Here is a 22,034-nt window from a genome sequence, read left to right on the forward strand (position 1 = left end):
CAAGGCGGCCGCATGGCCGGCCATGCACGACGAGCAACGCAGCTCACGCTTGCCAAGCGCGCCCGGCCCGACTCTCGCTTACCGGGCTGGGTTCTCGCTCGGGTCTACAGCCAGGCCTAGTTCCAGCCTGCGCGCTTCGAGGCGCTCCACCACGCTCGCCGCGAGCGTCCTGAGCGCATCGAGCTGGTCTTGTGTCAAGTACCGGGGCTTCCTGTCGATCACGCATAAGGTGCCAAGCGCATGGCCCGAGGCGCTCCGCAGTGGAGCACCTGCATAGAAACGAATGCCGGGCTCACCAGTTACCAATGGGTTCACGGCAAATCGCGCATCGAGCGTCGCGTCCGGTACTTGCATTATTTGTTCAGGCTGCTTGATCGCGTGTGCACAGAATGCATGCTCGCGCGGTGTCCCACGTGCCTGAAGACCCACGCGCCCCTTGAACCATTGTCGCTGTTCGTCGACCAGCGAAATGAGCGCGATCGGCGCTTCGCAGAAGGAAGCTGCCATGCGCGTGAGCTCATCGTAGGCTTCGTCTTCTTCGCTATCCATGATGTGCAGCGCGGCCAGCTCGGCAAGCCGAGCCTGCTCGGCCCGCGCCTCGGCGTCCAGCCGGCGTCCGTCGTATACGGTCGCCATGTCCGGCTGCTCCTGCCCTGCCGGTGGATCGAGCCTGTGCACGGCAGCGTGAAGCGCCCGCGCCAGATCCGCGAGCGCATAAGGCTTGGCAAGTAATACGAAACCGTGGTTGGGATTCTGGACCAGCGCCTGGCTGTAACCGCTGCTGAGCACGACCGCCGCCCCGATTCCCGACTCGGCGATGGCATTGGCCAGATCGATCCCATTCATTCCAGGCAACATCACATCCGAAAACACCGCAGCGAAGCGGTCGGGTTCCTCGCGCAGCAATTCCAGCGCACGTTCGGCGCTGGGCACCACGACACTGGCGTAGCCGAGTTCCTGCAGCATGGTGTCGACCACGGCAGCCAATTCAGGATTGTCCTCCACGGCCAGGACGCTGACGCCATCCCCTGAGGGAAGATCGGCAGCCTTGCGCGTGGCTGCCGGCGCCACCCTTGCAGCGCGAGCGCGCGGCAAGTAGAGTGTGAACGTACTGCCAGCGCCCAGTGCGCTCTGTACGCGGACATCTCCTCCCGATTGATGGGCGAAACCGAATACCTGCGACAATCCCAACCCGGTCCCATGCCCCACGCCTTTCGTTGTGAAGAATGGCTCGAAGATTTTTTCCAGGTGTTCCGGCGCGATGCCGGTTCCGGTATCGGCAAGCGAGACGGCGACAAATTCGCCTTCCACCGCGCCGCGCGTCTTGGTGGCCGGGATGGCTTCGACGACCTCAACCCTCACGGTCAGGGTTCCCCGCGCACGCATGGCATCGCGCGCATTGACCGCCAGGTTCACCAGGGCCGTGTCGAACTGGCTTGGGTCGGCGTCGATCAGGCATTCCTGATCCGACACGTGGATGTTGACCTCGACCCCGGCGCCGGTGAGGCTGCCGATCATCTCGGCAACCGCGCGCGCATTCTCCCCGGCGTCGAACACTTCAGGCTGCAGGGCCTGCCTGCGGGCGAACGCGAGTAGTTGGCCGGTTAGCCGGGCGCCTCGTGTGACGGCGTTTCCAATCGATTCGATAAACCGCTGACGTCGCTCGTCGTTCAAGCTCGTCTTGCGTAAAAGCTCGGTGCTTGCCTTGATCACGGCAAGCACATTGTTGAAGTCGTGAGCCACGCCACCGGTCAGCTGACCGATCGCTTCCAGCTTTTGCGACTGTCGAAGCGCCTCCTGCGTATCGGCCAGTGCGCGCTGCTGTCTCACGGAGTCCGTGATATCGACCGCAGTCATGAACGCGCCGATCTGCATGTCGTCGGATCCACGCAAGACCTCGAACCGCATTTCATAGCTACACGGTTGGGACGCGCTTGCGTCGAATTCCTGCTGTACCGTGAACGCCTCGCCGCCGAGCGCCCGGCGCCACAGCCCAACAATCGCTGCCATCTGTGCTGGCGCGCCCTTCAACAGTTCCGGCAGACTGTCGCCAATCATGGCGTTCGCGCCGTACATGCGCTTGTATTGGGCGATACCCGCGTCGTTGATGGCCAGGAGCCGGCAATCCATATCCAGTACCTGAATGGACATATCGGTTGCCTGGAACATTGCAATGAGAACGTCACGTTCGCTGGTGCGTTCCATGACACGCTGCTCGAGACGCATGTTCATGCTTTGCAGGCGCGTTTCGTTTGCGCGCAATTCCGACTCGATCGAGGCTTGGTGAATGCGCGCCAGCACCGCGCCAAGACTCGAACAAACATGGTGAAGCAGACGCAGGTCCCGGTACGAAAAGCCCGCTGTTTCGGCGGCCAGGTAGAGAACGCCGAGCGGTTTGTCGCTCAGTCCGAGCGGGTAGACGATAGCGGTGATGGGCATCCCGACCGAGGCAGGTACGCCGGTCGCCAGCGCCTGTCGTACAAGCGCTTCTTTCGATATAGCGACGCTGCCCGGCAAGGGACCGGGCAGCGCGGATTCCACATCCGAATCATCGGACGCGTCACTACCACGCATCATCCGCAGTTCGCACTCCTCGAAATCGAGAATCCAGCGTAGCCGCGAATCGATCGTACGCTCGAGCTCCTTCAGCGTGGTCACCGACGCAAACTCGGATACCAGCTCGAGTACCAGGTTCAGCTGCGCAATGTCACGGCCCTTCTCCATGCGTCAAAGCTGGCTGAATATCTCGTCGTTTTCCACCTTGGTGGCATCGGCAACGATGTTGGCGTAGACCGCCAATGCCGACATGGAGATGAGTTCCATGATTTCCGACTCCGTCAGGCCAAGCCCCCGCAGGGTGCTGAAGTCCTCGGAAGTCAGGCTTTGCGGATCACGTGCGCATTTCAGCCCGAACCGGATGATTGCGCGTGTCTTGGGCGGATCGAGCGAATCGATATTCTCGGACAGCTGTGCCAGATCTTCTTCGCTGACACCAAGCATGCGACAGCAGGCAAGATGCGCAGCTTCGCAGTACTGGCAATTCCTGTCAGCGGAGATTGCGGAGAACAGCATCTCTTTCAGCGTTCGAGGAAGGACGCCTCCGACCAGGGTGTTCTGGACGAGTCCCCAGCTTCCGCTTGCGGCCGCAACCGAATGACCCTGGACCTTGATGAAGTTTGGGGGGGCGGGGAAACCCATACGGCGCTGGAAGTCCGTGTAGAGCGCCCTGACTTCGGCACTTGCATCGCCAGGTCCCGATTGTGAATGTTCGGCATGTCTCAGGGGATATGAGATGTCAGGACGACTCTCATGCGGTCAGGTGACGGTGCCGGATGATAGCACGGCCACGGCATCGGGACGTTTCCTACCAGTTGATATTTGATCGCATGCCCGTATGAGATGTTGCCGTGGCATTGACCTGTCCCGCAACCAGTGCGACCAGCTGGGCGTCCTCGCCGATGGCAGCAGGTTCAATCGGACGCATCTCGCCGCGAGCCGCCTGATAGGGACCAGCAGGTCACGGAAAAACTGAACACCGCCTTGAACAGGTTCAGGGTGAGCTCAACTGATTGCTTAAGCAAGTAAAAAGCTCGCCGAAGCGAGCCTCTTGAACTGCGAAAAAGAAGTTTCCAGCGAGAAACTCACTCCCACTCGATCGTTGCCGGCGGCTTGCCCGAAATGTCATACACGACACGGTTCAGCCCACGCACCTCGTTGATGATGCGATTGCTCACCTTGCCCAGCAGCGAATGCGGCAAATGCGCCCACTGCGCCGTCATGAAGTCCAGCGTCTGCACCGCGCGCAGCGCCACCACATACTCATAAGTACGGCCATCGCCCATCACGCCGACCGACTTCACCGGCAGGAACACCGCAAACGCCTGGCTGGTCGCCTCATACCAGTTCACCGGCGCCTTGCCCGCATCGATGCCCGGCACGTGCGGCACTTCGAACGGGGTATTGCGCAGCTCTTCGATGAAGATCGCATCCGCCTCGCGCAGCAGGTCGGCATACTCCTTCTTCACCTCGCCCAGGATACGCACGCCCAGGCCAGGACCAGGGAACGGATGACGATAGACCATGTCATGCGGCAGACCCAGCGCGACACCCAACTTGCGCACCTCATCCTTGAACAGCTCGCGCAGCGGCTCGAGCAATTTGAGGTTCAGGGTCTCGGGCAGCCCGCCCACATTGTGGTGGCTCTTGATGGTCTGGCCCTTCTTGCCCTTGCCGGCCGACTCGATCACGTCCGGATAAATGGTGCCCTGCGCCAGCCACTTGGCATTGGTCAGCTTGCCCGCCTCGACCTGGAACACCTCGACGAACTCGCGGCCGATGATCTTGCGCTTTTGCTCGGGGTCGGTCACGCCGGCCAGGTGGCCCATGAACTGCGCCTCGGCATCGATGCGGATGACCTTCACGCCGAGGTTCTTGGAGAACATGTCCATGACCATCTTGCCTTCGTCCTTGCGCAGCAGGCCGTGGTCGACGAACACGCAGGTCAGCTGGTCGCCGATCGCGCGGTGGATCAGCGCCGCAGCCACGCTCGAGTCGACGCCGCCCGACAGGCCCAGGATCACCTCGTCGGTCCCCACCTGTTCGCGGATCTTGGCGACGGCTTCGCCGATGTAATCCGGCATGTTCCAGTCCGACTTGCAACCGCAGATCTCGTGCACGAAGCGGCCGATGATGGCTTCGCCCTGGGTCGTGTGCGTGACTTCCGGGTGGAACTGCAGCGCGTAGAAGCGGCGCTCTTCGTCGGCCATCGCGGCGATCGGGCAGCTGTCGGTCGAACCCATCAGCTTGAAGCCTTCCGGCATGTCCAGCACCTTGTCGCCGTGGCTCATCCAGACCTTCAGCATGCCGTGGCCTTCATCGGTCACGAAGTCGTTGATGCCGTTCAGCAGCGCCGTATGGCCGCGGGCGCGCACTTCGGCGTAGCCGAATTCGCGCTTCAGGCCGTTCTCGACCTTGCCGCCCAGCTGGGCCGCCATGGTCTGCATGCCGTAGCAGATGCCCAGCACCGGCACGCCGGCTTCGAACACCGCCTGCGGCGCGCGCGGCGAGTCGCCTTCGAGCGTCGAGTTGTGGCTGCCCGAGAGGATGATGCCCGAGGCGCCGTATTCGCGGACGAACGCGTCGCTGACGTCATAGGGGAAGACTTCGGAGAACACGCCGGCGTCGCGCACGCGGCGCGCGATCAGCTGGGTAACCTGGGAACCGAAATCGAGGATGAGGATTTTGGAATGCATGGGATGCGTCTATGGTGAGGAATTCGTGGAGAGCAATTCGGTGGGGTGGAAGGCTTCGCCTTCCACGCGTCCAGGCAACGCGAACGATGGTTGAACGCGTGGACGGCCACGCCGTCCACCCCACAGCGGCCGCCAGGCGACCGCGCGGCATGGCTTATTCCGAACGGTAGTTCGGCGCTTCCTTGGTGATCTGCACGTCGTGCACATGCGACTCGCGCATGCCGGCCGAGGTGATCTCGACGAACTCCGCCTTCTCGCGCAGCTCTTCGATGGTGGAGCAGCCGCAGTAGCCCATCGACTGGCGCACGCCGCCGATCAGCTGGAAGATGATCGCCAGCACGCTGCCCTTGTAGGCGACGCGGCCTTCGATGCCTTCCGGGACGAACTTGTCGGCCTTGCTCGAGGCTTCCTGGAAGTAGCGGTCGGCCGAACCGTCGGCCATCGCGCCCAGGCTGCCCATGCCGCGGTAGGATTTGTAGCTGCGGCCCTGGTACAGGATCACTTCGCCCGGCGCTTCTTCGGTGCCGGCGAACATCGAGCCCATCATGACCGTGTGGGCGCCGGCTGCCAGCGCCTTCGAGATATCGCCCGAGAAGCGGATGCCGCCGTCGGCGATGCACGGCACGCCGGTGCCTTCCAGGGCCTTGGCCACGTTGGAGATCGCGGTGATTTGCGGCACGCCGACGCCGGCGACGATACGGGTGGTGCAGATCGAGCCGGGGCCGATGCCGACCTTCACCGCATCGGCGCCCGCTTCCACCAGCGCCAGCGCGGCGGCGGCGGTGGCGATGTTGCCGCCGATGACGTCCACGTGCGGGAAGCGATCCTTGATCCATTTCACGCGGTCCAGGATGCCCTGCGAATGACCGTGGGCGGTGTCGACCACCAGCACGTCCACGCCGGCGGCGACCAGCAGTTCGATGCGCTCCTCGTCGCGCGGGCCCACGCCGGTGGCGGCGCCGACCAGCAGCTTGCCCTGCGAATCCTTCGAGGCCAGCGGGTGCTCGTGCGACTTCTGGATGTCCTTCACGGTGATCAGGCCGCGCAGCTCGAAGTCGTCGTTGACCACCAGCACGCGCTCCAGGCGGTGCTTGTTCATCAGGCGCTTGGCCTCGGCCGTGTCCGCGTCCTCCTTCACGGTCACCAGCTTGTCGCGTGGCGTCATCTTGGCGCGCGCTTCGGCCTCCAGGTCTTCCTCGAAACGCAGGTCGCGGTTGGTGATGATGCCCACCACCTGGCTGCCCTCGACCACCGGGAAGCCGCTGATGCCGTGCTGCTGCGAGAGCGCCAGCACTTCACGGATCTTCATGGTCGGCGGGATCGTGATCGGGTCGCGCAGCACGCCGGCTTCGAAACGTTTTACTCGCGCCACTTCGCGCGCCTGGTCGGCCGGGCGCAGGTTCTTGTGGATGATGCCGATGCCGCCCTCTTGCGCCATTGCGATCGCCAGGCGCGATTCGGTGACGGTGTCCATGGCCGCCGACAGCAGCGGAATGTTCAGCGTGATGTTCCGGGTCAGCTTGGTACGCAGGGAGGTTTGGGCCGGGAGGACGTTGGAGTAGGCTGGGACGAGCAGCACGTCATCGAAGGTGAGTGCTTTTTGGAGGAGACGCATAGTATTTCCTATAGGCGCAAAAGCAAATTATACAGAAACTCTCCATTCCCGTCGCCCGGGAGGCCAAAATTTCTTTCGCACGGTGCGCCCGCCAATTGACAGCCGAGCCAGGACATGGCGAAATCGACGCGATTCAATCAGGAACCATGTCATGCCGCTTTCTTGCCACGCCCTTTCCAGACACGCCCTCGGCGCCCTGCTCTTGTGCGCCGCGAGCGCCGCCCATGCCCAGTACGTCTGGATCGGCCCCAACGGCACGCGCCAGTATGCCGACCGCCCGCCCCCGCCCGGCACGCCGGCCAGCAAAATCCTCAAGGCGCCCGGCCGCCCGCCGCTGGAACCGTCGACCTCATCGGAAACTGCCGCCGCGACGCCGGCCCCGACCAAGGGCGCCGCCAGGCCGCCGAGCCTGGCCGAGCAGGAAGCCGCCTTCCGCGAACGCAGCAAGGCGCGCGCCGACCAGGAACAGAAGACGCAGCAAGAAGCCGAGCGCCGCCGGCGCCTGGCCGAGCATTGCGCCGCGGCGCGCGAGACGCAGGCCAGTCTTGCCTCGGGCATCCGCGTCGCGCGGGTCGGGCCCGATGGCGAGAAAACCTATATGAGCGACGAAGAGAAAGCTGCGCGCAGCGAACATGTCAAGCGGGCTCTGCAAGAGTGCCGCTGACCGGTTCGATCGCGACCTCAACGCGGTTGCGTCCGCCCGCCTTGGCCGCATACAGGGCCGCATCGGCGCGCGCCATCAGGCTGGTGATGCCTTCGCCCGGCCGCAGCATGGCCACGCCGATGCTGACCGTATACGACACGCCGGCCGCGCCCGCTCCCACCTGCGGCGCGCGCTCGAGCGCGGCGCGCAGCCGCTGCGCCACCGAGAGCACCGTGCGGCCGTCGGCGTCGGGCAACAGCACGGCGAACTCTTCGCCACCCAAGCGGGCGCAGTAATCGATCTTCCGGATCGTCTGCTGGGTGCGCTCGACGAGGTCGCGCAGCACCAGGTCGCCCACGCCGTGGCCGTGGGTGTCGTTGATGTGCTTGAAGTGGTCGGCGTCCACCAGCAGCAGGCCCAGAGCGCTACCGTGGCGCTCGGCGCGCGCCAGCTCGCGCTCGGCGAAGGCGAAGAAGGCGCGGCGCGACGCGGCCCCGGTCAGGTGATCGTGGTCGGCGGCATGGATGCTGGCGGCGATCAGGCGCGCATTGGCCATCATCACCGCGCCCAGCGTCAATGCCGGCAGCGCCAGGGTGCCGATCGCGAAGAACGCCAGGTTGTAGGCGCTTCCTTCGAGCAGCGAATAAGGCTGGTAGAAATCGATGAGATAGAAGCTCGCGCGCCAGGCATGGCCCACGCCCAGCACCAGGGCGGCGCAACGGGTGAAGGTGAACGAATAGCGCAGCCGCGGCTCGCCCGGCGCGCGCAGGGTGATCCCGATCGCGAAGCAGACGGCGCCGTGGTAGAGCGATACCGAGACGATGCGCAGCGCCGCCGATTCGACCGCATGGTGAAAGAAGACGATGCCCGAGATCGCGGCCAGCGCGCCGGCCGCCAACAGGCGCCATGGCACCGACAGTCCGAGAAAACGCCGGAAGCCGGCGAAGATCAGGGTGATCGTGCCGAGGTACAGCGCATTGGCCAGTTCGACGCTCAGGACATCGGGAACCACGCCGCGCGCGGCGAACAGCAGCAAGGCCACCACCGCCAGCAGGTTCGCCTGGCGCCATTCGCGGATGCCTGCCACCTCGCTCTTGGCGAGCGACGACAGGACCAGCAACATGACCCCAGACAGGCCGGTGGTCACCAATAACAAACTCAGGGCATTCAACATCGGAGCAGCAATACGGCAAATGGAAGTGCGACAGGCGGAGCGTCGCCATAAAAATGCGGCGGCGCACAGGCGGCGTGGCAGCACGTCGATGCCGGACACGATGCGCACCGGCCAGTCACGGCGTGCGCATCCCGGCATCATGGGAGGCGCCATGATACCAAGAAACTCCGGGAAATCTATCCAATTGTTGCAGTTGCGCAAGATATAACAGCCTGCGCCTCCGACGCCACGCTCAGGCGGCGCCGTCGCTCGCGCTGGCCGCGCCCTCGCGCTTGGCCGCGCGTTTGCGGCGCGACTCCTTGGGATCGGCCACCAGCGGCCGGTAGATCTCGATGCGGTCGCGCTCGCGCAGCACGGTGTCGAGCGTCTTCTTCTTGGCGTAGATGCCGACCGGCTGGGTCGTCAGGTTGATGTCCGGAAAGGCTTCCAGGACGCCGCTGCGCTCGATCGCCTCGCCAATGGTCGTGCCCGCCTCGACCCGCATGGGGTGCAGCCACTCGACCTCGGCGCTGGCATAGCACACCGAAATGCCCAGCATCTCAGCCATACAGCGCCTCGGCGCGCTTGCAGAACGAGTCGACCATGCTGTTGGCGATCATGCCGAACACGGGCCCCACGATCTGGGCCAGGATGACGCTCGAGAACTCGTACTGCATGTCGAAGTCGATCTTGCAGGCGTCTTCACGCAGGGCCTTGAAACTCCACGTCGCCTCCAGCATCTTGAAAGGACCGTCGACCAGGTGCATCTTCATCTGGGTCGGACGCTGGTTGTGGTTCGACGTCGTGAAGCTTTGCTTCACGCCATGAAAATTGATCTGCAAGCTGGCGACCAGCTTGTCGTCGGTCCGCTCGACCACCTTGACGCCTGCACACCAGGGCAGGAACTTGGGATAATCCTCGACCTTGGCGACCAGGTCGAACATCTGTTCTGCGCTATAGCCAAGGAAAACTGATTTGTGCACTACTGCCATTGGTCAACCGTTTGTTATGATGTTGGTCATTTGCATGCGCCAGTTGTTGGCGCAATGGCAGTAGTTTAACCGACACGCGAATTTTCGCCTTTTCATGAGCATCGCTGACAATAAAAAAGCATTTTTTGACTACTTCATCGAAGACCGCTACGAAGCGGGTCTGGTGCTGGAGGGTTGGGAAGTAAAAGCCATCCGCGAAGGGCGGGTGCAGATCAAGGAAGCCTATGTGCTCGTCCGCAATGGCGAGCTATACCTGTTCGGCGCGCACGTCAGTGCGTTGACGACGACTTCCACCTTCAGCCACCCGGAGGCGCTGCGCTCGCGCAAGCTGCTGCTGCACCGGGCCGAAATCGACAAGCTGATCGGCAAGGTCGAGCGCGCCGGGTTCACGCTGGTGCCGCTCAACCTGCACATGAAGAAAGGCCGCGTGAAGTGCGAGATCGGCCTGGCCAAGGGCAAGAAGCAGCACGACAAGCGCGCGACCGAGAAGGACCGCGACGCCAAGCGTGAAGTCAACCAGGCGATGAAGACCAACCGCCGCTGATCAGTCGCGCGGGGCACGGACCGGCAGCTCCAGCACGCGCGCACCGGCGGCCGCGATCAATTCCCGGTCGTGGGTCGAGAACAGGACCAGGCGGCTGCCACTCTGCGCCCGGATCTGCTCCACGAGAAAGGCCCTGGCATCGGCATCGATGCCGTTCGTCGGCTCGTCCATCAGCACCACCGGGGCTTCGCCCATCAGGCCGCTGACCAGCATGAACTTCTTGCGCGTGCCGAGCGACATGTCGCCGAACGGCAGGCCAAGATAGATGTCGATCCCGAACCCGGTCAGCAGCGCCGTCTCGGGGCCGGGGCCGCCGCGCAGGGCCTGCACCATGCGCAGGAATTCGTCGCCGGTCATGAAGTCATAAGCCACCGATTCGTCGGGCACATAGGCCAGGCACGCGCGGCCCGCCTGCCCATCGGTGGCGAGGTCGTGGCCGCAGATCCTGACCTTCCCCTCTTGCGGCGCCTCGATCCCCGCCAGCAGGGCCAACAAGGTCGACTTGCCGGCGCCGTTGCGGCCGAGCAGCGCCACCGCGCCCGGGCCGAACGACAGGTCAAGGTGTGCAAACAGTATATGTGCGCCATGGCGCATGCCGAGGCCCTCGGCGGCCAGCAGGATGGTCATCGATCGTCCTTACATCAATATGAGCGACGCGGCGCACAGCGCCACCTTCATCGCCACACCGTACTGGTGGCGTTGCAGGATCGGCGCGCCGAGCAGCGCGAGAAGCATCAAGGACCAGCCGGCACGGCGCAGCAGGACGGTCGCCACGTCGAGGCTGCCCGCCGCCTGGGCATGGGCCAGCCATGCCAGGCCGAACACGGCGGCGCCGGCGCCCAGCACCACCAGGTGTTCCGCGACCATGGTCTTGGCAGTCCCGAACGGCAGGCTGCGCAGGAAGGGCTGCAGCGGCTGGCGCGCCTGCCAGAAGGCGTAGTACAGCCCCGCCAGCAGGTAGGCGCTGGCGCAACAGGCCAGCGTGACGAAGCCCGCAGCATCCTGCTCCTTGCCGAACAGGTGGATCATTGCCCAGCACAGCGCATGCAGGAACAGCGCCGCGCCGATGCGTGGCAGGGCCACGTGCAGGTGGGAGCGCCACAGGGCGCGGCCATGCAGCTGAAACAGGAACCATGGGCCCGGGCCGCGCAGCCGTCCGCTGGCGCCGGCGTCGCGCCGCGTCGACGCGCGCGCCGGCGCCGGCCGCGCCAGCTCGCGCGCCAGCAGCGCCAGGCAGGCCACGAGCGGCCAGCCATCGGCGAGCGGCGCCGCCGCCAACAGCGCCGGCACGGCCAGGAGGCGCAGGCGTGATGCGCGCCCTGCCCCGAACACCACGGCGCGCGCCGCGGCGATCGTCAGGAGCAGGATCACCAGGAAAGCGCCCCAGAACAGGACGGTCCCGGCGCCGGTGGCCAGCACCACCCACGCCGCGATCGCGAACGGGACGATGAACCACTGCAGGGCCACCAGCAGCAGCGCCATGTCCAGTCGTGGCGCCAGATAGTGGCCATGGCTGGCGCTGCGGGCGAATACGGCAAACCCGGCGCCGCGCACGAAGCTCCGGTGCACGCGCGCCCACAGGCCCACGACCGTCAGCCAGCCGACCAGATAGACCAGGTTGTCGCGCCAGGCCAGCGGGTCGCGCCAGAACTGCAGGATCGGCGCGGCCAGCAGCGATGGCCGTTCGACCAGCACCAGCGCAAAGAAGGCGCCGAAGATCCCCAGCGCGTGGCCGTAGCGTTGATAGAGTGCCTGCGATTCCTGGCGCAGGTAGCGCCGGCGCAGCGCGAACAGGGCGGGAAAGGGTTGCGGCAGCAGCCGGCGGCGCCAACTCGCCAGCACCGATCAAGCGCCCGGCAAGGCGGGCGCGACTGCGCTGCGCACCGACAGGCGCCAGGCGCCAAAGCTCAGCAGCAGGCCGCCCGCCACGCCCAGCCCCAGTTTCAGCGCGCTGTCGAACAGCAGCGGCGCCACCAGGCCCGACACCAGCGCGAACGACATCATCTGGATGAAGCCGACCATCGACGAGGCCAGGCCGCGGTTGCGCGGGAACAGGCCCATCGCGGTCAGCTGCACCGCCGGCATCGCCACCGCCAGGCCGAAGGTGTAGACGAACAGCGGCAGCACCGACCATGGCACGCTGGCCGGGAACAGCCCGTGATAACCGACGTTGAGCGCCACGCCCAGCGCCATCACGGCGTAGCCGGTCCACATCATGCGGCCCGGGGTCGCGCTGTGGGCGCGCTTGCCGCCCCAGGCCGAGCCCACCACCATGCCGCCCACCAGCGGGATGAACATCCACGCGAACGCGGTCTCGGGCAGGCCGAGGATCTCCATCACAAAGTTCGAGGCCGATCCGATGTAGAGCGACAGGCCGCTGAAGGCCAGGCCCACCGACAGCGCCAGGAACACGAATTGCGGATTGCGCAGCACCATCAGGTAGTTGCGGCCGATGGTGCCCGGGTGGAAGGCCTGGCGCTTCTCGGCCGGCAGGCTTTCGGGCAGCATCTTCATGACCAGCAGGATCATCGCCGCCCCGAACACGGCCAGGAACACGAAGGACGAGCGCCAGCCGAAGGTCACGTGCAGCCAGCCGCCCAGGATCGGGGCGATGGCCGGCGCCAGGCCGAACACCATCATGATGTGCGACATCATACGCTGGGCTTGCGGGCCCGAAAAACGGTCCTGCACGATCGCCTGGCCGATCACCGAACCGGCGCCGGCCGACAGGCCCTGCAGCGCGCGGAACACCAGCAGCCAGCCGAAGCTCGGCGCCAGGGCCGCGCCGACCGAGGCCAGCGTATAGACCGCCAACGCGGCCAGGATCACGGGGCGGCGGCCGAAGGAGTCCGACAGGGTCCCGTAGAACAGCATCATGAAGGCGAACGTGAACAGGAACACGCTCAGCGTCTGCTGCACCGCCACCGGGCCGACCCCGAATTCGGCGCCGATCGCCGGCATCGACGGCAGGTAGGTGTCGATGGCCAGGGCGCCGATCATGCCGAGGCAGGCGAGGATGACGGTGAGGAGCTTTTGCATGTACTACGCTTTCGGGATCGTTGCCGACACCGCACGATGCGGGCGTCGGGGGGACGCGATTGTACGCTATTTCGATCCCGCCGATCCTCACCGATCCTCACGCAGCGACATGCCGAAGCGGCCCAGGCGCGGCATCCAGTTTTCCTGGTAGGCGGCCGACACCAGGATCCGCTCGGCGCGGCCGACCAGCTTCTCGCGCGGCACCAGGCCGATCACGCGCGAATCGGCGCTGTCGTTGCGGTTGTCGCCCAACATCAGGTACTGGCCGGGCGGGATCCGCAGCGGATCGAAGCTGCGCGGCGCCGGCACGCCCGGCAAGACCTGGATGCGCTGGCGCGTGCCCGCCACCTGCTCTTCCAGCCGGATGGCGCCGACCTCGAGGCCGCGGCTGCGCTCGCGCGCCTCGCCCAGCAGCGCATAACTGGCGCCTTCGCCGTTGATGAACAGCCGGTCGCCCCGCATCTCGACCAGGTCGCCCGGCAGCGCCAGCAAGCGCTTGATCAGGCGCGTGCCGTCATGCGGCGAGTAAAACACGACCATGTCGCCGCGCGCCGGCTCGCCCAGGTGCGCCACGCTCACCTCGGTCAATGGTATCTTGAGGTCGAAGGCCAGGCGGTTGATCAGGACCACGTCGCCCTCCAGCAGATTGGGCCGCATCGAACCGCTCGGGATTGGGCTCCAGTCGGCCACCGCGCTGCGGAACACGCCGAACAACAGCAGGAACATCAGGAAGCCCTTGTTGGCGCGGACGAAGTTTTTCATGGACGACTCCTCGGTGACTGGAGCGCCAAGCATAGCCGCCGCCTCCGAATGAAGGCTTAGCAGTTCATTAAGGAAATGGCGGCGTCGGCGGCGCAAGTGTCACCGGGCTGTCATATTTGACATCTACACTGCCTGCGGGACGACTACGACCGCAGAATATGGACATGAAGAAAAAGGCCATCGAGGCTGAGCTCAAACAATTTTCCGACGGCGGCGCCTATCTGAACCGCGAACTGTCGCTGCTCGAATTCAACCGCCGCGTGCTGGCCCAGGCCGAAGACCCGTCGATTCCGCTGCTCGAACGCCTGCGCTTCCTGTGCATCGTGGCGAGCAACCTGGACGAGTTCTTCGAAGTGCGGGTGGCCAGCCTGCTGGCCCAGCACCAGCTCGACCGCGCCAGCGGCGCCCTGCCCGACGGCCTGGCCGCCAACCTGGAACGCGCGAGCGCCGAATGCCGCCACCTGATCGCGCGCCAGTACAGCCTGTTCAATAGCGAGATCCAGCCGCAGCTGTCCGAGCACGGCATCCACCTGCTGCACCGCAGCGAGCGCAACGCCGCCCAGCGCGCCTGGGTCAAGCAGTATTTCGACCGCGAAGTGCGCCCGCTCCTCACGCCGATCGGCCTCGACCCTGCCCACCCCTTCCCGCGCGTCGTCAACAAGAGCCTGAACTTCATCGTGGAGCTGGCCGGCAAGGACGCGTTCGGGCGCGGTTCGGGCATCGCGATCATGAAGGCGCCGCGCGTGCTGCCGCGCGTGATCCGGCTGCCGGACGAGCTCTCGGACAAGAAAGGCGCCTCCTACTGCATGCTGTCGTCGGTGATCCAGGCCCACATGGCCGACCTGTTCACCGGCCGCGATGTGGTCTCGTACTCGCAGTTCCGCGTCACCCGCAACAGCGACCTGTGGGTCGACGAAGAAGAAGTCAAGAACCTGCGCCAGGCGCTGCAGAGCGAGTTGCACAGCCGCCAGTACGGCTTCGCGGTGCGCCTCGAGGTGGGCCGCTCCTGTCCCGAGCACCTGTCGGACTTCCTGCTCAACCAGTTCCAGATCGACCGCAGCCGCCTGTTCAAGGTCGACGGACCGGTCAACCTGAGCCGCCTGCTGGAAATCGTCAACAGCAACGACCGGCCCGACCTCACCTTCGCGCCCTATGTCGCGGGCTACCCGAACAAGCTTGCCGGGCCCGACCTGTTCGCCTCCCTGCGCAAGCACGACGCGCTGCTGCACCATCCATTCGAATCGTTCCAGCCGGTGATCAATTTCATCCAGTGCGCGGCGGCCGATCCGAACGTGGTGGCGATCAAGCAGACCATCTACCGCGCCGGCAGCAATTCGGAACTGGTCGACGCCCTGATCGCGGCCGCGCGCAGCGGCAAGGAAGTCACCGTCATCGTCGAGCTGATGGCGCGCTTCGACGAGGAAGCCAACATCAACTGGGCCGAGAAGCTCGAGCAGGCCGGGGCCCAGGTGGTGTACGGCGTGGTGGGCCTCAAGACGCATGCCAAGATGGCGCTGGTGCTGCGCCGCGAGCCGAATGGACTGCGCCGCTACGCCCACCTCGGCACCGGCAACTACAACCCGACCACCGCCAGGTTCTATACCGACATGGGGCTGCTGACGGCAGACCCGGAACTCACCGCCGACGTCAACGAGGTCTTCATCCACCTCACCAGCCTGACCCGGCCCAAGCAGCTGTCGAGCATCTGGCTGGCGCCGTTCTCGCTGCAGAAGGAAATCGTGCGCGCGATCCGCCAGGAAGCCGAGATCGCGCGCCAGGGCCGCCCGGGACGCATCATCGCCAAGATGAATTCGCTCACCGACGAGTCGGTGATCAAGGCCCTGTACGAGGCCTCGCAGGCCGGCGTCAGGATCGACCTCATCGTGCGCGGCGCCTGTTCGCTGCGCCCTGGCGTGGACGGCCTGTCGGACAACATCAAGGTGCGCTCGATCGTCGGCCGCTTCCTGGAGCACACCCGCATCTTCTATTTCCGCAACGACCTCAAGCACGACGTGGTGCTCAGCAGCGCCGACTGGATGAACCGCAACCTGTTCCGCCGGGTCGAAGTGGCATTCCCGATCCGCTCGACCGCGCTCAAGCGGCGCGTGATGCGCGAGGGCCTGCACCCCTACCTGAAGGACAACGTCAACGCCTGGGAGCTGGCGCCCGACGGCCGCTATCGCCGCCGCAAGGCGCGCGGCAAGCAGGGGCAGTACAGCGCGCAGCAGGTGCTGATGGACATGCTCGGCGCGGCCAGCCTCGCCAACGACACCAACGACAAGGAGATCGACAATGGAACTGATCCTGTGGCGCCACGCTGAGGCCGAGCCGGGAGAGCCGGACGCGCTGCGCGAACTCACGCCCAAGGGCCAACGCCACGCCGCGCGCATGGGCGCCTGGCTGGATCGCAAACTGCCCCCGGCCTGCCGCATCCTGGTGAGCCCGGCCACGCGCTGCATCCAGACGGTGGAAGCGCTGGGGCGGCGCTACGAAGTGGTCGAGGCGCTGAACACCGAGTCGAGCGCGGAAGCGATCATCGCCGCCTGCGGCTGGCCCGAGCACCGCCAGCCGGCGCTGGTCGTCGGCCACCAGCCGCTGCTGGGCCAGGTGGCGTCGATGGCGCTGTGCGGGAACAAGCAGGATTGGCGCATCCGCAAGGCGGGCGTGTTCTGGATCGAGCACAAGGAGCCGGATGGCGTGCCGTATATCCGGCTGGTGGCGGGGCCGGACGTGATCGGCAAGCTGCGTTAGAAGAAACGCTAGCGCGCCTGGAAGCCGATGCCGACTTCATTCCAGCTGCACTCTTCCTTCTCGAACCACGGCGCCAGCGTCGGATGCCGCGCCAGCAGTTCCGGCGGCAGCTCGATCTCGATCTTGCCCTTCATGCGCAGGCGCAGGCCGCCGATGTCGTTGTCGGCGCGCGCATGCATGAACACCACCGCCAGGCGCAGCGCCAGCACCGCCTTGGCCAGGTCGGGCTCGACCAACGCCTCGCGGATCTTGCGCAGATTGCCCTTCTGTCCCAGCACCAGCGTCGCCAGCAGGCGCTGCTCGCGCGTGGTGAAACCGCCCAGGTCGGCGTGCTCGACGATATAGGCGCCGTGCTTGTGGGCGCCACTCATCGAGATGGCCAGGCCGATCTCGTGCAGCATGGCGCTCCAGGCCAGATAGTGCGGCTGGCTGTCGGCCTGCGGCTGCAGGCGTTCGTACAGCAGGGTCGCGATGCCGCAGGTGCGCAGCGCGCGCTGGGTGTCGACCCGGAAGCGCTGCATGCAGGAGCGGATCGCGGCGTCGCGCCGGTCGCGCCGGTTGGCGCGCAGCTCGAGGTCGGACAGCACGCCCAGGCGCAGCCCGGCATTGACCGCATGCAGGCGCTCGACCTTCAGTTCCTGCATCGCGCCGATGAGCACCGTCAGGCCGCCCACCATCACCGGCACGCGGTCGCGCTTGACGCCCGCCAGCAGAAAGGCGTCCACGTGGCCCAGCTCGATCAGGATGTCGCGCAAGGCATGCAGGCTGGCCTGCGACACCGTGCCGTCGCCGATCGCGTTGCGGCCGATGACTTCCGAAATGGCGCGCATGGTGCCGGATGAGCCGTAGGCGGCGTCCCAGCCCTGGGCGTGGTACAGCGAGGCGGCGTCTTCGAAGCGGGCGCGCGCCGCGGTAACGGCGGCGTCGAAATTGCGCGCGCTGATGCGGCCGTCGGGGAAATAGGCGCGCACCTGCGGCTGGGTGCCGATGCCGAACGACTCGACCAGGTGGATCTCGGCGCCGGTGCCGGCGATGACCTCGGTCGAGCCGCCGCCGATGTCGATCACCAGCCGCCGCTCGTCCTGGCGCTCGATGGCGCGCGTCACGCCCATGTAGATCAGGCGGCCCTCTTCCTCGCCCGAGATGATCTCGATCGGGTAGCCGATCGCCGCCTCGAGCTGCGGCAGCAGCTGGTCGGCGTTCTTCGCCACGCGCATGGTGTTGGTGGCGACCACGCGCACGGCGTCGAGGTGGTATTCGTCGAGGATCTTGCGGAAGTCGTGCAGGCAGGCGATGGCGGCGCGCATCGCCGCCTCGGTGAGCATGTCGTGACTGTCGAGTCCCGCCGCCAGGCGGATCGGATCGCGCGCGGTGCGCACGATGTGCATGCGGGCGCCGAGCGGCTCGCCGATGTGCAGGCGGAAGCTGTTGGACCCGAGGTCGACTGCTGCAAACATGAGGCCCTTTCGAAAATGGACGAATCCCGCGGCCAGCTCATGCTGCGCGGGATCGGCAGGGCCAAGTATACAGCGTGGCGCGGGTCGCCACCAACCCCGGCGCGCGAAAAGTGCGCCGGGGGTGTACGATGCGGCCGTTCAGCCGCGCTGGCGGGCGGCCGGACGGCGGCGCAGGCAGTGCCAGGCGCCGACCAGGCAGGGAATGCCGAGCGTGACGGCGGACAGGGCGTCCCAGATGCCGTCGCCCAGCAGGGCCGAGATCAGGCCGATGGTGGTGAGGATGGCCAGCACGATCGGCGCGCCCCAGATTTGCATCGGACTGCGGCTCACGATGCGCTCCCCTCGCGCGCCAGCGCCGGCGCATCGATGCCGCGGGCCGGCGCGTGCTTGTCGAGGGCCGCGGCCTTGGCCGACGCATTGGCGGTCTTGCCGCGCTTGACCCACAGGTACAGGCCCGTCACCAGGATCACGATGGTCGCGATGTCGAGCACCGCCCACAGGAACTTCATCCACTGGCCGCCGTAGTCGCCGAAATGCAGCGGCTGCGACACCAGCAGCGCCTTCAGGTACCACGGCAGTTCGGGCGCGTCGGTGAGTTCGCCGGTGTGGGCGTCCACCAGCACCGGCTGGTACATGCGCGAGCTGAACGGCTCGTTGCCGTTCATGAAGATGCCGTAGTGGTGGGCGCTGCTGAAGTCGGTGCCCGGGAAGGCCACGAAGGCGACCCGCATGCCCGGCAGGCGCTCCTTGGCCTTTTCGATCGCGTCGTGCACCGAGGCGGTGTGCGGCTGCGGCGCCTTGTCCTTGTACTGGGCCAGGATCTCGCTCAGCTCATTGTGCTGGTAATACTTGAGCATCAGGTCGGCCCAGGTATTGATCATGCCGGTGCCGCCGACCACGAACAGCCAGGTGAGCGTGACGATGCCCAGCAGGTTGTGCATGTCGAGCCATTTGAGGCGGCTGCTTCTCTCCTTGCGCACGGTGCCGAAGTCGAGCTTGCGCATGAACGGCGAGTACAGGACCGCGCCGCTGATAATCGCCACCAAAAGCAACAGGGCCATCAACCCCAGGAACAGCTGGCCGGCCAGGCCCATGAACAGGTCGACGTGCAGCGCCAGCATGGTCGACATGAACACGCCGCCCTCGAACGCCGGCTCTTCGATCACCTCCGTGGTGCGCGCATCGACGGCGATCGGCTTGTAGTCGTGGTCGTGCATGTGGTCGGCCAGGGTCACGTTCCAGATCTCGGGCACGTCGGCTTCCTGGGAGATGAACATCGGCTTCTTGGTCGGGTACAGCTCCTTGGCCGAGGCGATCACCGCGTCGACGTTGCCCATCGGCGTCGGTTGCGACAGCACCGGCGGCTCGACCTCGTTGCCCAGCAGGTGGCCGATCTCATGGTGGTAGATCAGCGGCAGGCCGGTCAGGCACAGCAGCAGCATGAAGATGGTGCAGACCAGGCTGGACCACTTGTGGATCCAGCCCCAGCGACGCAGGGAAACGGGTGACATGTTATTGGGTATGCATTATAGCTAGAGATACAGACCATGAATAATAATCGTTCTCATTTACAGATGCAAGCATCAGGCATAGAATGCGCGTTACTTTTAACGCATAAAAAGAGCAAGACACATGGACACCCTCCGCCCGACCTTGAAACTGAGCCCGACCCCGGTCGCGCTGGCCGCCGCCCTCTTCGTCTCCAGCACCGCGTTCGCCCAGCAGGCCGAATCGCCAGCCGACGAGAAGATCTCGACCGTGGTCGTGACCGCATCGGCCGATGCCTCGGCCCAGGGTCTGCCGGCCGCGTATGCCGGCGGCCAGGTGGCGCGCGGCGGTCGCCTGGGCCTGCTGGGCAACGTCGACATCATGGACACCCCGTTCAACAGCACCAACTACACCCATGCGCTGATCCAGGACCAGCAGGCGCGCAGCGTGGCCGACGTGGTGCAGAACGATCCGTCGGTGCGGGTGGCGCGCGGCTTCGGCAATTACCAGGAGCTGTACATGATCCGCGGCTTCGCGGTCGGCTCGGACGACACGGCGTATAACGGCCTGTACGGACTGCTGCCGCGCCAGTTCGTGGCGACCGAGCTGATGGAACGGGTGGAGGTGCTGCGCGGCGCGCACAGCTTCATCAACGGCGCGGCGCCGGCCGGCGGCAGCATCGGCGGCTCGATCAACATCCTGCCCAAGCGCGCCCCGAACCAGGAACTGAGCGAAGTCACCGTGGGCGTCGAGACCGGCGGCCAGGGCTATGGCGCGATCGACCTGGGCCGCCGCTTCGGCGAGGAAGGCCGCGCCAGCGTGCGCGTCAACGTGGCGCACCGCAACGGCGACACCGCGGTCGACCGCGAAGAACGCGAACTGTCCGTGTACTCGATCGGCGTCGACTACCGCGGCCGCGGCTACCGCCTGTCGGCCGACGTCGGCGCGCAGGACCACCAGCTGACCAATGCCCGTCCGAGCGTCGACCTGGCCGCCGGCCTGCCGATGATCGCGGCGCCGGATGCGAGCCACAACTTCGCCCAGCCGTGGACCATCTCGAACGAACGCCATACCTTCGGCACCGTGCGCGCCGAGGTCGACCTGGGCGCCGACGCGGTCGCGTGGGCGGCGGCCGGCCTGCGCAACGGCCAGGAATTCAACATCCTGGCCGGCATCGACGTCAACGCCGTCGATGGCGACGCCACCATGAGCCGCTTCGATAATATCCGCAAGGACCAGGTGCGCACCGGCGAAGTGGGCGTGCGCGGCTCACTGCGCACGGGCTTCGTCAAGCACGTGCTGAGCGCATCGGCCTCGGGCTTCCATTCCAAGTCGCGCAATGCCTATGGCATGTCCGATTTCGCCGGCTTCGCGTCGAACCTGTACCGCCCGCGCGACGTGGCGGCGCCGTCGTCGACCTTCTTCACCGGCGGCGACATGAACGATCCGCTGGTGACCTCCAAGACCATCCTGTCGGGCCTGGCGATCGCCGACACCATGTCGTTCATGGACGACAAGGTGCTGGTCAATGTCGGCCTGCGCCACCAGCGCATCAAGGACTTCGGCTACGACTACAACACCGGGCTGGAGAATTCGGGCTACGAATCGAGCAAGAACACGCCGTTCGCCGCCATCGTCTACAAGCCGCGCAAGGACCTGTCGCTGTATGCCAACTACAGCGAAGGCCTGCAGCGCGGCCCGGTCGCCTCGGGCACCGACATCGTCAACCAGGGCGAGATCTTCGCGCCTTACGTCGCGCGCCAGCGTGAAGCGGGCGTCAAGTACGACAGCGGCCGCTACGGCCTGACCGCGGCCGTGTTCTCGACCAGCCAGCCGAGCGCCTACGTCGAGAACCGCGTGTTCGGCGTGTTCGGCGAGCAGCGCAATCGCGGCCTCGAGCTGTCGGTGTTCGGCAATCCGGTGCGCGGCCTGAAGCTGCTGGGCGGCCTGACCCTGATCGACGCCGAGCAGCGTGTGACGGCCGGCGGCGTGAACCAGGGCAAGGACGCGATCGGCGTGCCGCAAACGCAGCTCAACATCGGCGCCGACTGGATGGTACCGGGCGTGGACGGCCTGTCGCTGAACGCGCGCACCGTGTACACCTCGAAGCAGTATGCCGACGGCGCCAATCTGCAGAAGCTGCCGTCGTGGACCCGCCTGGACCTGGGCGCGACCTGGAACACCCGCTTCATGGACCGCGACCTGACACTGCGCGCGCGCGTGGACAATGTCACGGACAAGAATTACTGGGCCTCGGCCGGCGGTTATCCGGGCGCGGGCTACCTGGTGCTGGCGGCGCCGCGCAGCGTGGTGGTGTCGGCGACGGTCGGATTCTGAA

The 22,034-nt window shown here is 65.9% G+C and carries 20 protein-coding genes; 6 read left to right on the top strand and 14 right to left on the bottom strand.

The features are described from left to right. Positions 1 to 78 precede the first annotated feature (78 nt). From KY496_RS27360 to guaB, 4 genes are all read right to left on the bottom strand, one after another. Positions 79 to 2,724: a GAF domain-containing protein gene (locus KY496_RS27360; RefSeq protein WP_219864313.1), complete on the bottom strand. Its 2,646-nt coding sequence runs from the start codon at positions 2,722 to 2,724 to the stop codon at positions 79 to 81. A 3-nt stretch (positions 2,725 to 2,727) separates the two neighbouring features. Continuing rightward, positions 2,728 to 3,198, bottom strand: a complete 471-nt coding sequence (locus KY496_RS06815; RefSeq protein ID WP_071362505.1) for a carboxymuconolactone decarboxylase family protein — start codon at positions 3,196 to 3,198, stop codon at positions 2,728 to 2,730. A 443-nt stretch (positions 3,199 to 3,641) separates the two neighbouring features. After that, entirely contained in the window at positions 3,642 to 5,252 is a 1,611-nt protein-coding gene (gene guaA, locus KY496_RS06820) for a glutamine-hydrolyzing GMP synthase (RefSeq protein ID WP_219864314.1), read from the bottom strand. Positions 5,253 to 5,406: 154 nt separating this feature from the next. Beyond that, the gene (gene guaB, locus KY496_RS06825) at positions 5,407 to 6,867 is read right to left on the bottom strand and encodes an IMP dehydrogenase (protein WP_219864315.1); all 1,461 of its coding nucleotides are present in this window, start codon (positions 6,865 to 6,867) and stop codon (positions 5,407 to 5,409) included. 151 nt (positions 6,868 to 7,018) lie between these two features. Here guaB and KY496_RS06830 point away from each other — a divergent pair, with 151 nt between their 5' ends. Continuing rightward, complete coding sequence (locus KY496_RS06830) at positions 7,019 to 7,531, top strand: DUF4124 domain-containing protein (protein ID WP_219864316.1); 513 nt, start codon at positions 7,019 to 7,021, stop codon at positions 7,529 to 7,531. Here the strand turns inward: KY496_RS06830 and KY496_RS06835 are convergent. Beyond that, the gene (locus tag KY496_RS06835; RefSeq protein ID WP_177185544.1) at positions 7,503 to 8,633 is read right to left on the bottom strand and encodes a GGDEF domain-containing protein; all 1,131 of its coding nucleotides are present in this window, start codon (positions 8,631 to 8,633) and stop codon (positions 7,503 to 7,505) included. The two genes, KY496_RS06830 and KY496_RS06835, sit on opposite strands and share 29 nt — an antisense overlap. Between KY496_RS06835 and KY496_RS06840 the strand changes: the two genes are divergently transcribed. Continuing rightward, complete coding sequence (locus KY496_RS06840; RefSeq protein ID WP_219864317.1) at positions 8,632 to 8,892, top strand: hypothetical protein; 261 nt, start codon at positions 8,632 to 8,634, stop codon at positions 8,890 to 8,892. The genes KY496_RS06835 and KY496_RS06840 overlap by 2 nt on opposite strands. Positions 8,893 to 8,916: 24 nt before the next feature. On the opposite strand, the gene KY496_RS06845 is transcribed toward KY496_RS06840, so the two are convergent. Together KY496_RS06845 and KY496_RS06850 are read right to left on the bottom strand one after the other, a co-directional pair. Beyond that, positions 8,917 to 9,231 carry an RnfH family protein gene (locus KY496_RS06845; RefSeq protein ID WP_071362500.1) on the bottom strand — a complete coding sequence of 105 codons (315 nt, stop codon included), beginning with the start codon at positions 9,229 to 9,231 and terminating at the stop codon, positions 8,917 to 8,919. Beyond that, on the bottom strand, positions 9,224 to 9,655 hold the full coding sequence (locus tag KY496_RS06850; protein WP_005667673.1) for a type II toxin-antitoxin system RatA family toxin: 432 nt from the start codon (positions 9,653 to 9,655) through the stop codon (positions 9,224 to 9,226). The genes KY496_RS06845 and KY496_RS06850 overlap by 8 nt, the downstream gene beginning before the upstream one ends. Positions 9,656 to 9,749: 94 nt before the next feature. Here KY496_RS06850 and smpB point away from each other — a divergent pair, with 94 nt between their 5' ends. Further along, positions 9,750 to 10,199 (top strand): SsrA-binding protein SmpB, encoded by a 450-nt coding sequence (gene smpB / locus KY496_RS06855; RefSeq protein WP_005667675.1) that lies wholly within the window; start codon positions 9,750 to 9,752, stop codon positions 10,197 to 10,199. On the opposite strand, the gene KY496_RS06860 is transcribed toward smpB, so the two are convergent. From KY496_RS06860 to lepB, 4 genes are all read right to left on the bottom strand, one after another. Continuing rightward, the gene (locus KY496_RS06860) at positions 10,200 to 10,826 is read right to left on the bottom strand and encodes an ABC transporter ATP-binding protein (protein ID WP_219864318.1); all 627 of its coding nucleotides are present in this window, start codon (positions 10,824 to 10,826) and stop codon (positions 10,200 to 10,202) included. It abuts the gene before it with no gap. Positions 10,827 to 10,835: 9 nt separating this feature from the next. Beyond that, positions 10,836 to 12,041 (bottom strand): hypothetical protein, encoded by a 1,206-nt coding sequence (locus KY496_RS06865; RefSeq protein WP_219864319.1) that lies wholly within the window; start codon positions 12,039 to 12,041, stop codon positions 10,836 to 10,838. 3 nt (positions 12,042 to 12,044) lie between these two features. Then, positions 12,045 to 13,238: a multidrug effflux MFS transporter gene (locus KY496_RS06870; protein ID WP_219864320.1), complete on the bottom strand. Its 1,194-nt coding sequence runs from the start codon at positions 13,236 to 13,238 to the stop codon at positions 12,045 to 12,047. A gap of 87 nt (positions 13,239 to 13,325) precedes the next feature. Further along, positions 13,326 to 14,000, bottom strand: coding sequence for a signal peptidase I (gene lepB, locus KY496_RS06875; protein ID WP_219864321.1), 675 nt, complete (start codon positions 13,998 to 14,000; stop codon positions 13,326 to 13,328). A gap of 158 nt (positions 14,001 to 14,158) precedes the next feature. Here lepB and ppk1 point away from each other — a divergent pair, with 158 nt between their 5' ends. Both ppk1 and KY496_RS06885 read left to right on the top strand, forming a co-directional pair. Then, a complete protein-coding gene (gene ppk1 / locus KY496_RS06880; protein ID WP_005667686.1) occupies positions 14,159 to 16,321 on the top strand; it encodes a polyphosphate kinase 1 in 2,163 nt (720 codons plus the stop codon). Next, positions 16,293 to 16,751 carry a histidine phosphatase family protein gene (locus tag KY496_RS06885; protein WP_219864322.1) on the top strand — a complete coding sequence of 153 codons (459 nt, stop codon included), beginning with the start codon at positions 16,293 to 16,295 and terminating at the stop codon, positions 16,749 to 16,751. Before ppk1 ends, KY496_RS06885 begins: the two co-directional genes overlap by 29 nt. An 8-nt stretch (positions 16,752 to 16,759) precedes the next feature. Here KY496_RS06885 and KY496_RS06890 read toward each other — a convergent pair whose 3' ends face one another. The 3 genes from KY496_RS06890 to KY496_RS06900 all read right to left on the bottom strand — a co-directional run bounded on the left by KY496_RS06890 (position 16,760) and on the right by KY496_RS06900 (position 19,719). Then, positions 16,760 to 18,208 (bottom strand): Ppx/GppA phosphatase family protein, encoded by a 1,449-nt coding sequence (locus tag KY496_RS06890; RefSeq protein WP_219864323.1) that lies wholly within the window; start codon positions 18,206 to 18,208, stop codon positions 16,760 to 16,762. Between the two features lie 138 nt (positions 18,209 to 18,346). Next, complete coding sequence (locus KY496_RS06895) at positions 18,347 to 18,538, bottom strand: hypothetical protein (protein WP_219865185.1); 192 nt, start codon at positions 18,536 to 18,538, stop codon at positions 18,347 to 18,349. Next, positions 18,535 to 19,719 (bottom strand): PepSY domain-containing protein, encoded by a 1,185-nt coding sequence (locus KY496_RS06900; protein ID WP_219864324.1) that lies wholly within the window; start codon positions 19,717 to 19,719, stop codon positions 18,535 to 18,537. The genes KY496_RS06895 and KY496_RS06900 overlap by 4 nt, the downstream gene beginning before the upstream one ends. Positions 19,720 to 19,840: 121 nt before the next feature. Here KY496_RS06900 and KY496_RS06905 point away from each other — a divergent pair, with 121 nt between their 5' ends. Further along, positions 19,841 to 22,033 carry a TonB-dependent siderophore receptor gene (locus tag KY496_RS06905; RefSeq protein ID WP_219864325.1) on the top strand — a complete coding sequence of 731 codons (2,193 nt, stop codon included), beginning with the start codon at positions 19,841 to 19,843 and terminating at the stop codon, positions 22,031 to 22,033. Position 22,034 lies beyond the last annotated feature (1 nt).

Origin of the sequence: Massilia sp. NP310 (assembly GCF_019443485.1) — a bacterium.
GTDB classification, from domain to species: domain Bacteria; phylum Pseudomonadota; class Gammaproteobacteria; order Burkholderiales; family Burkholderiaceae_D; genus Telluria; species Telluria timonae.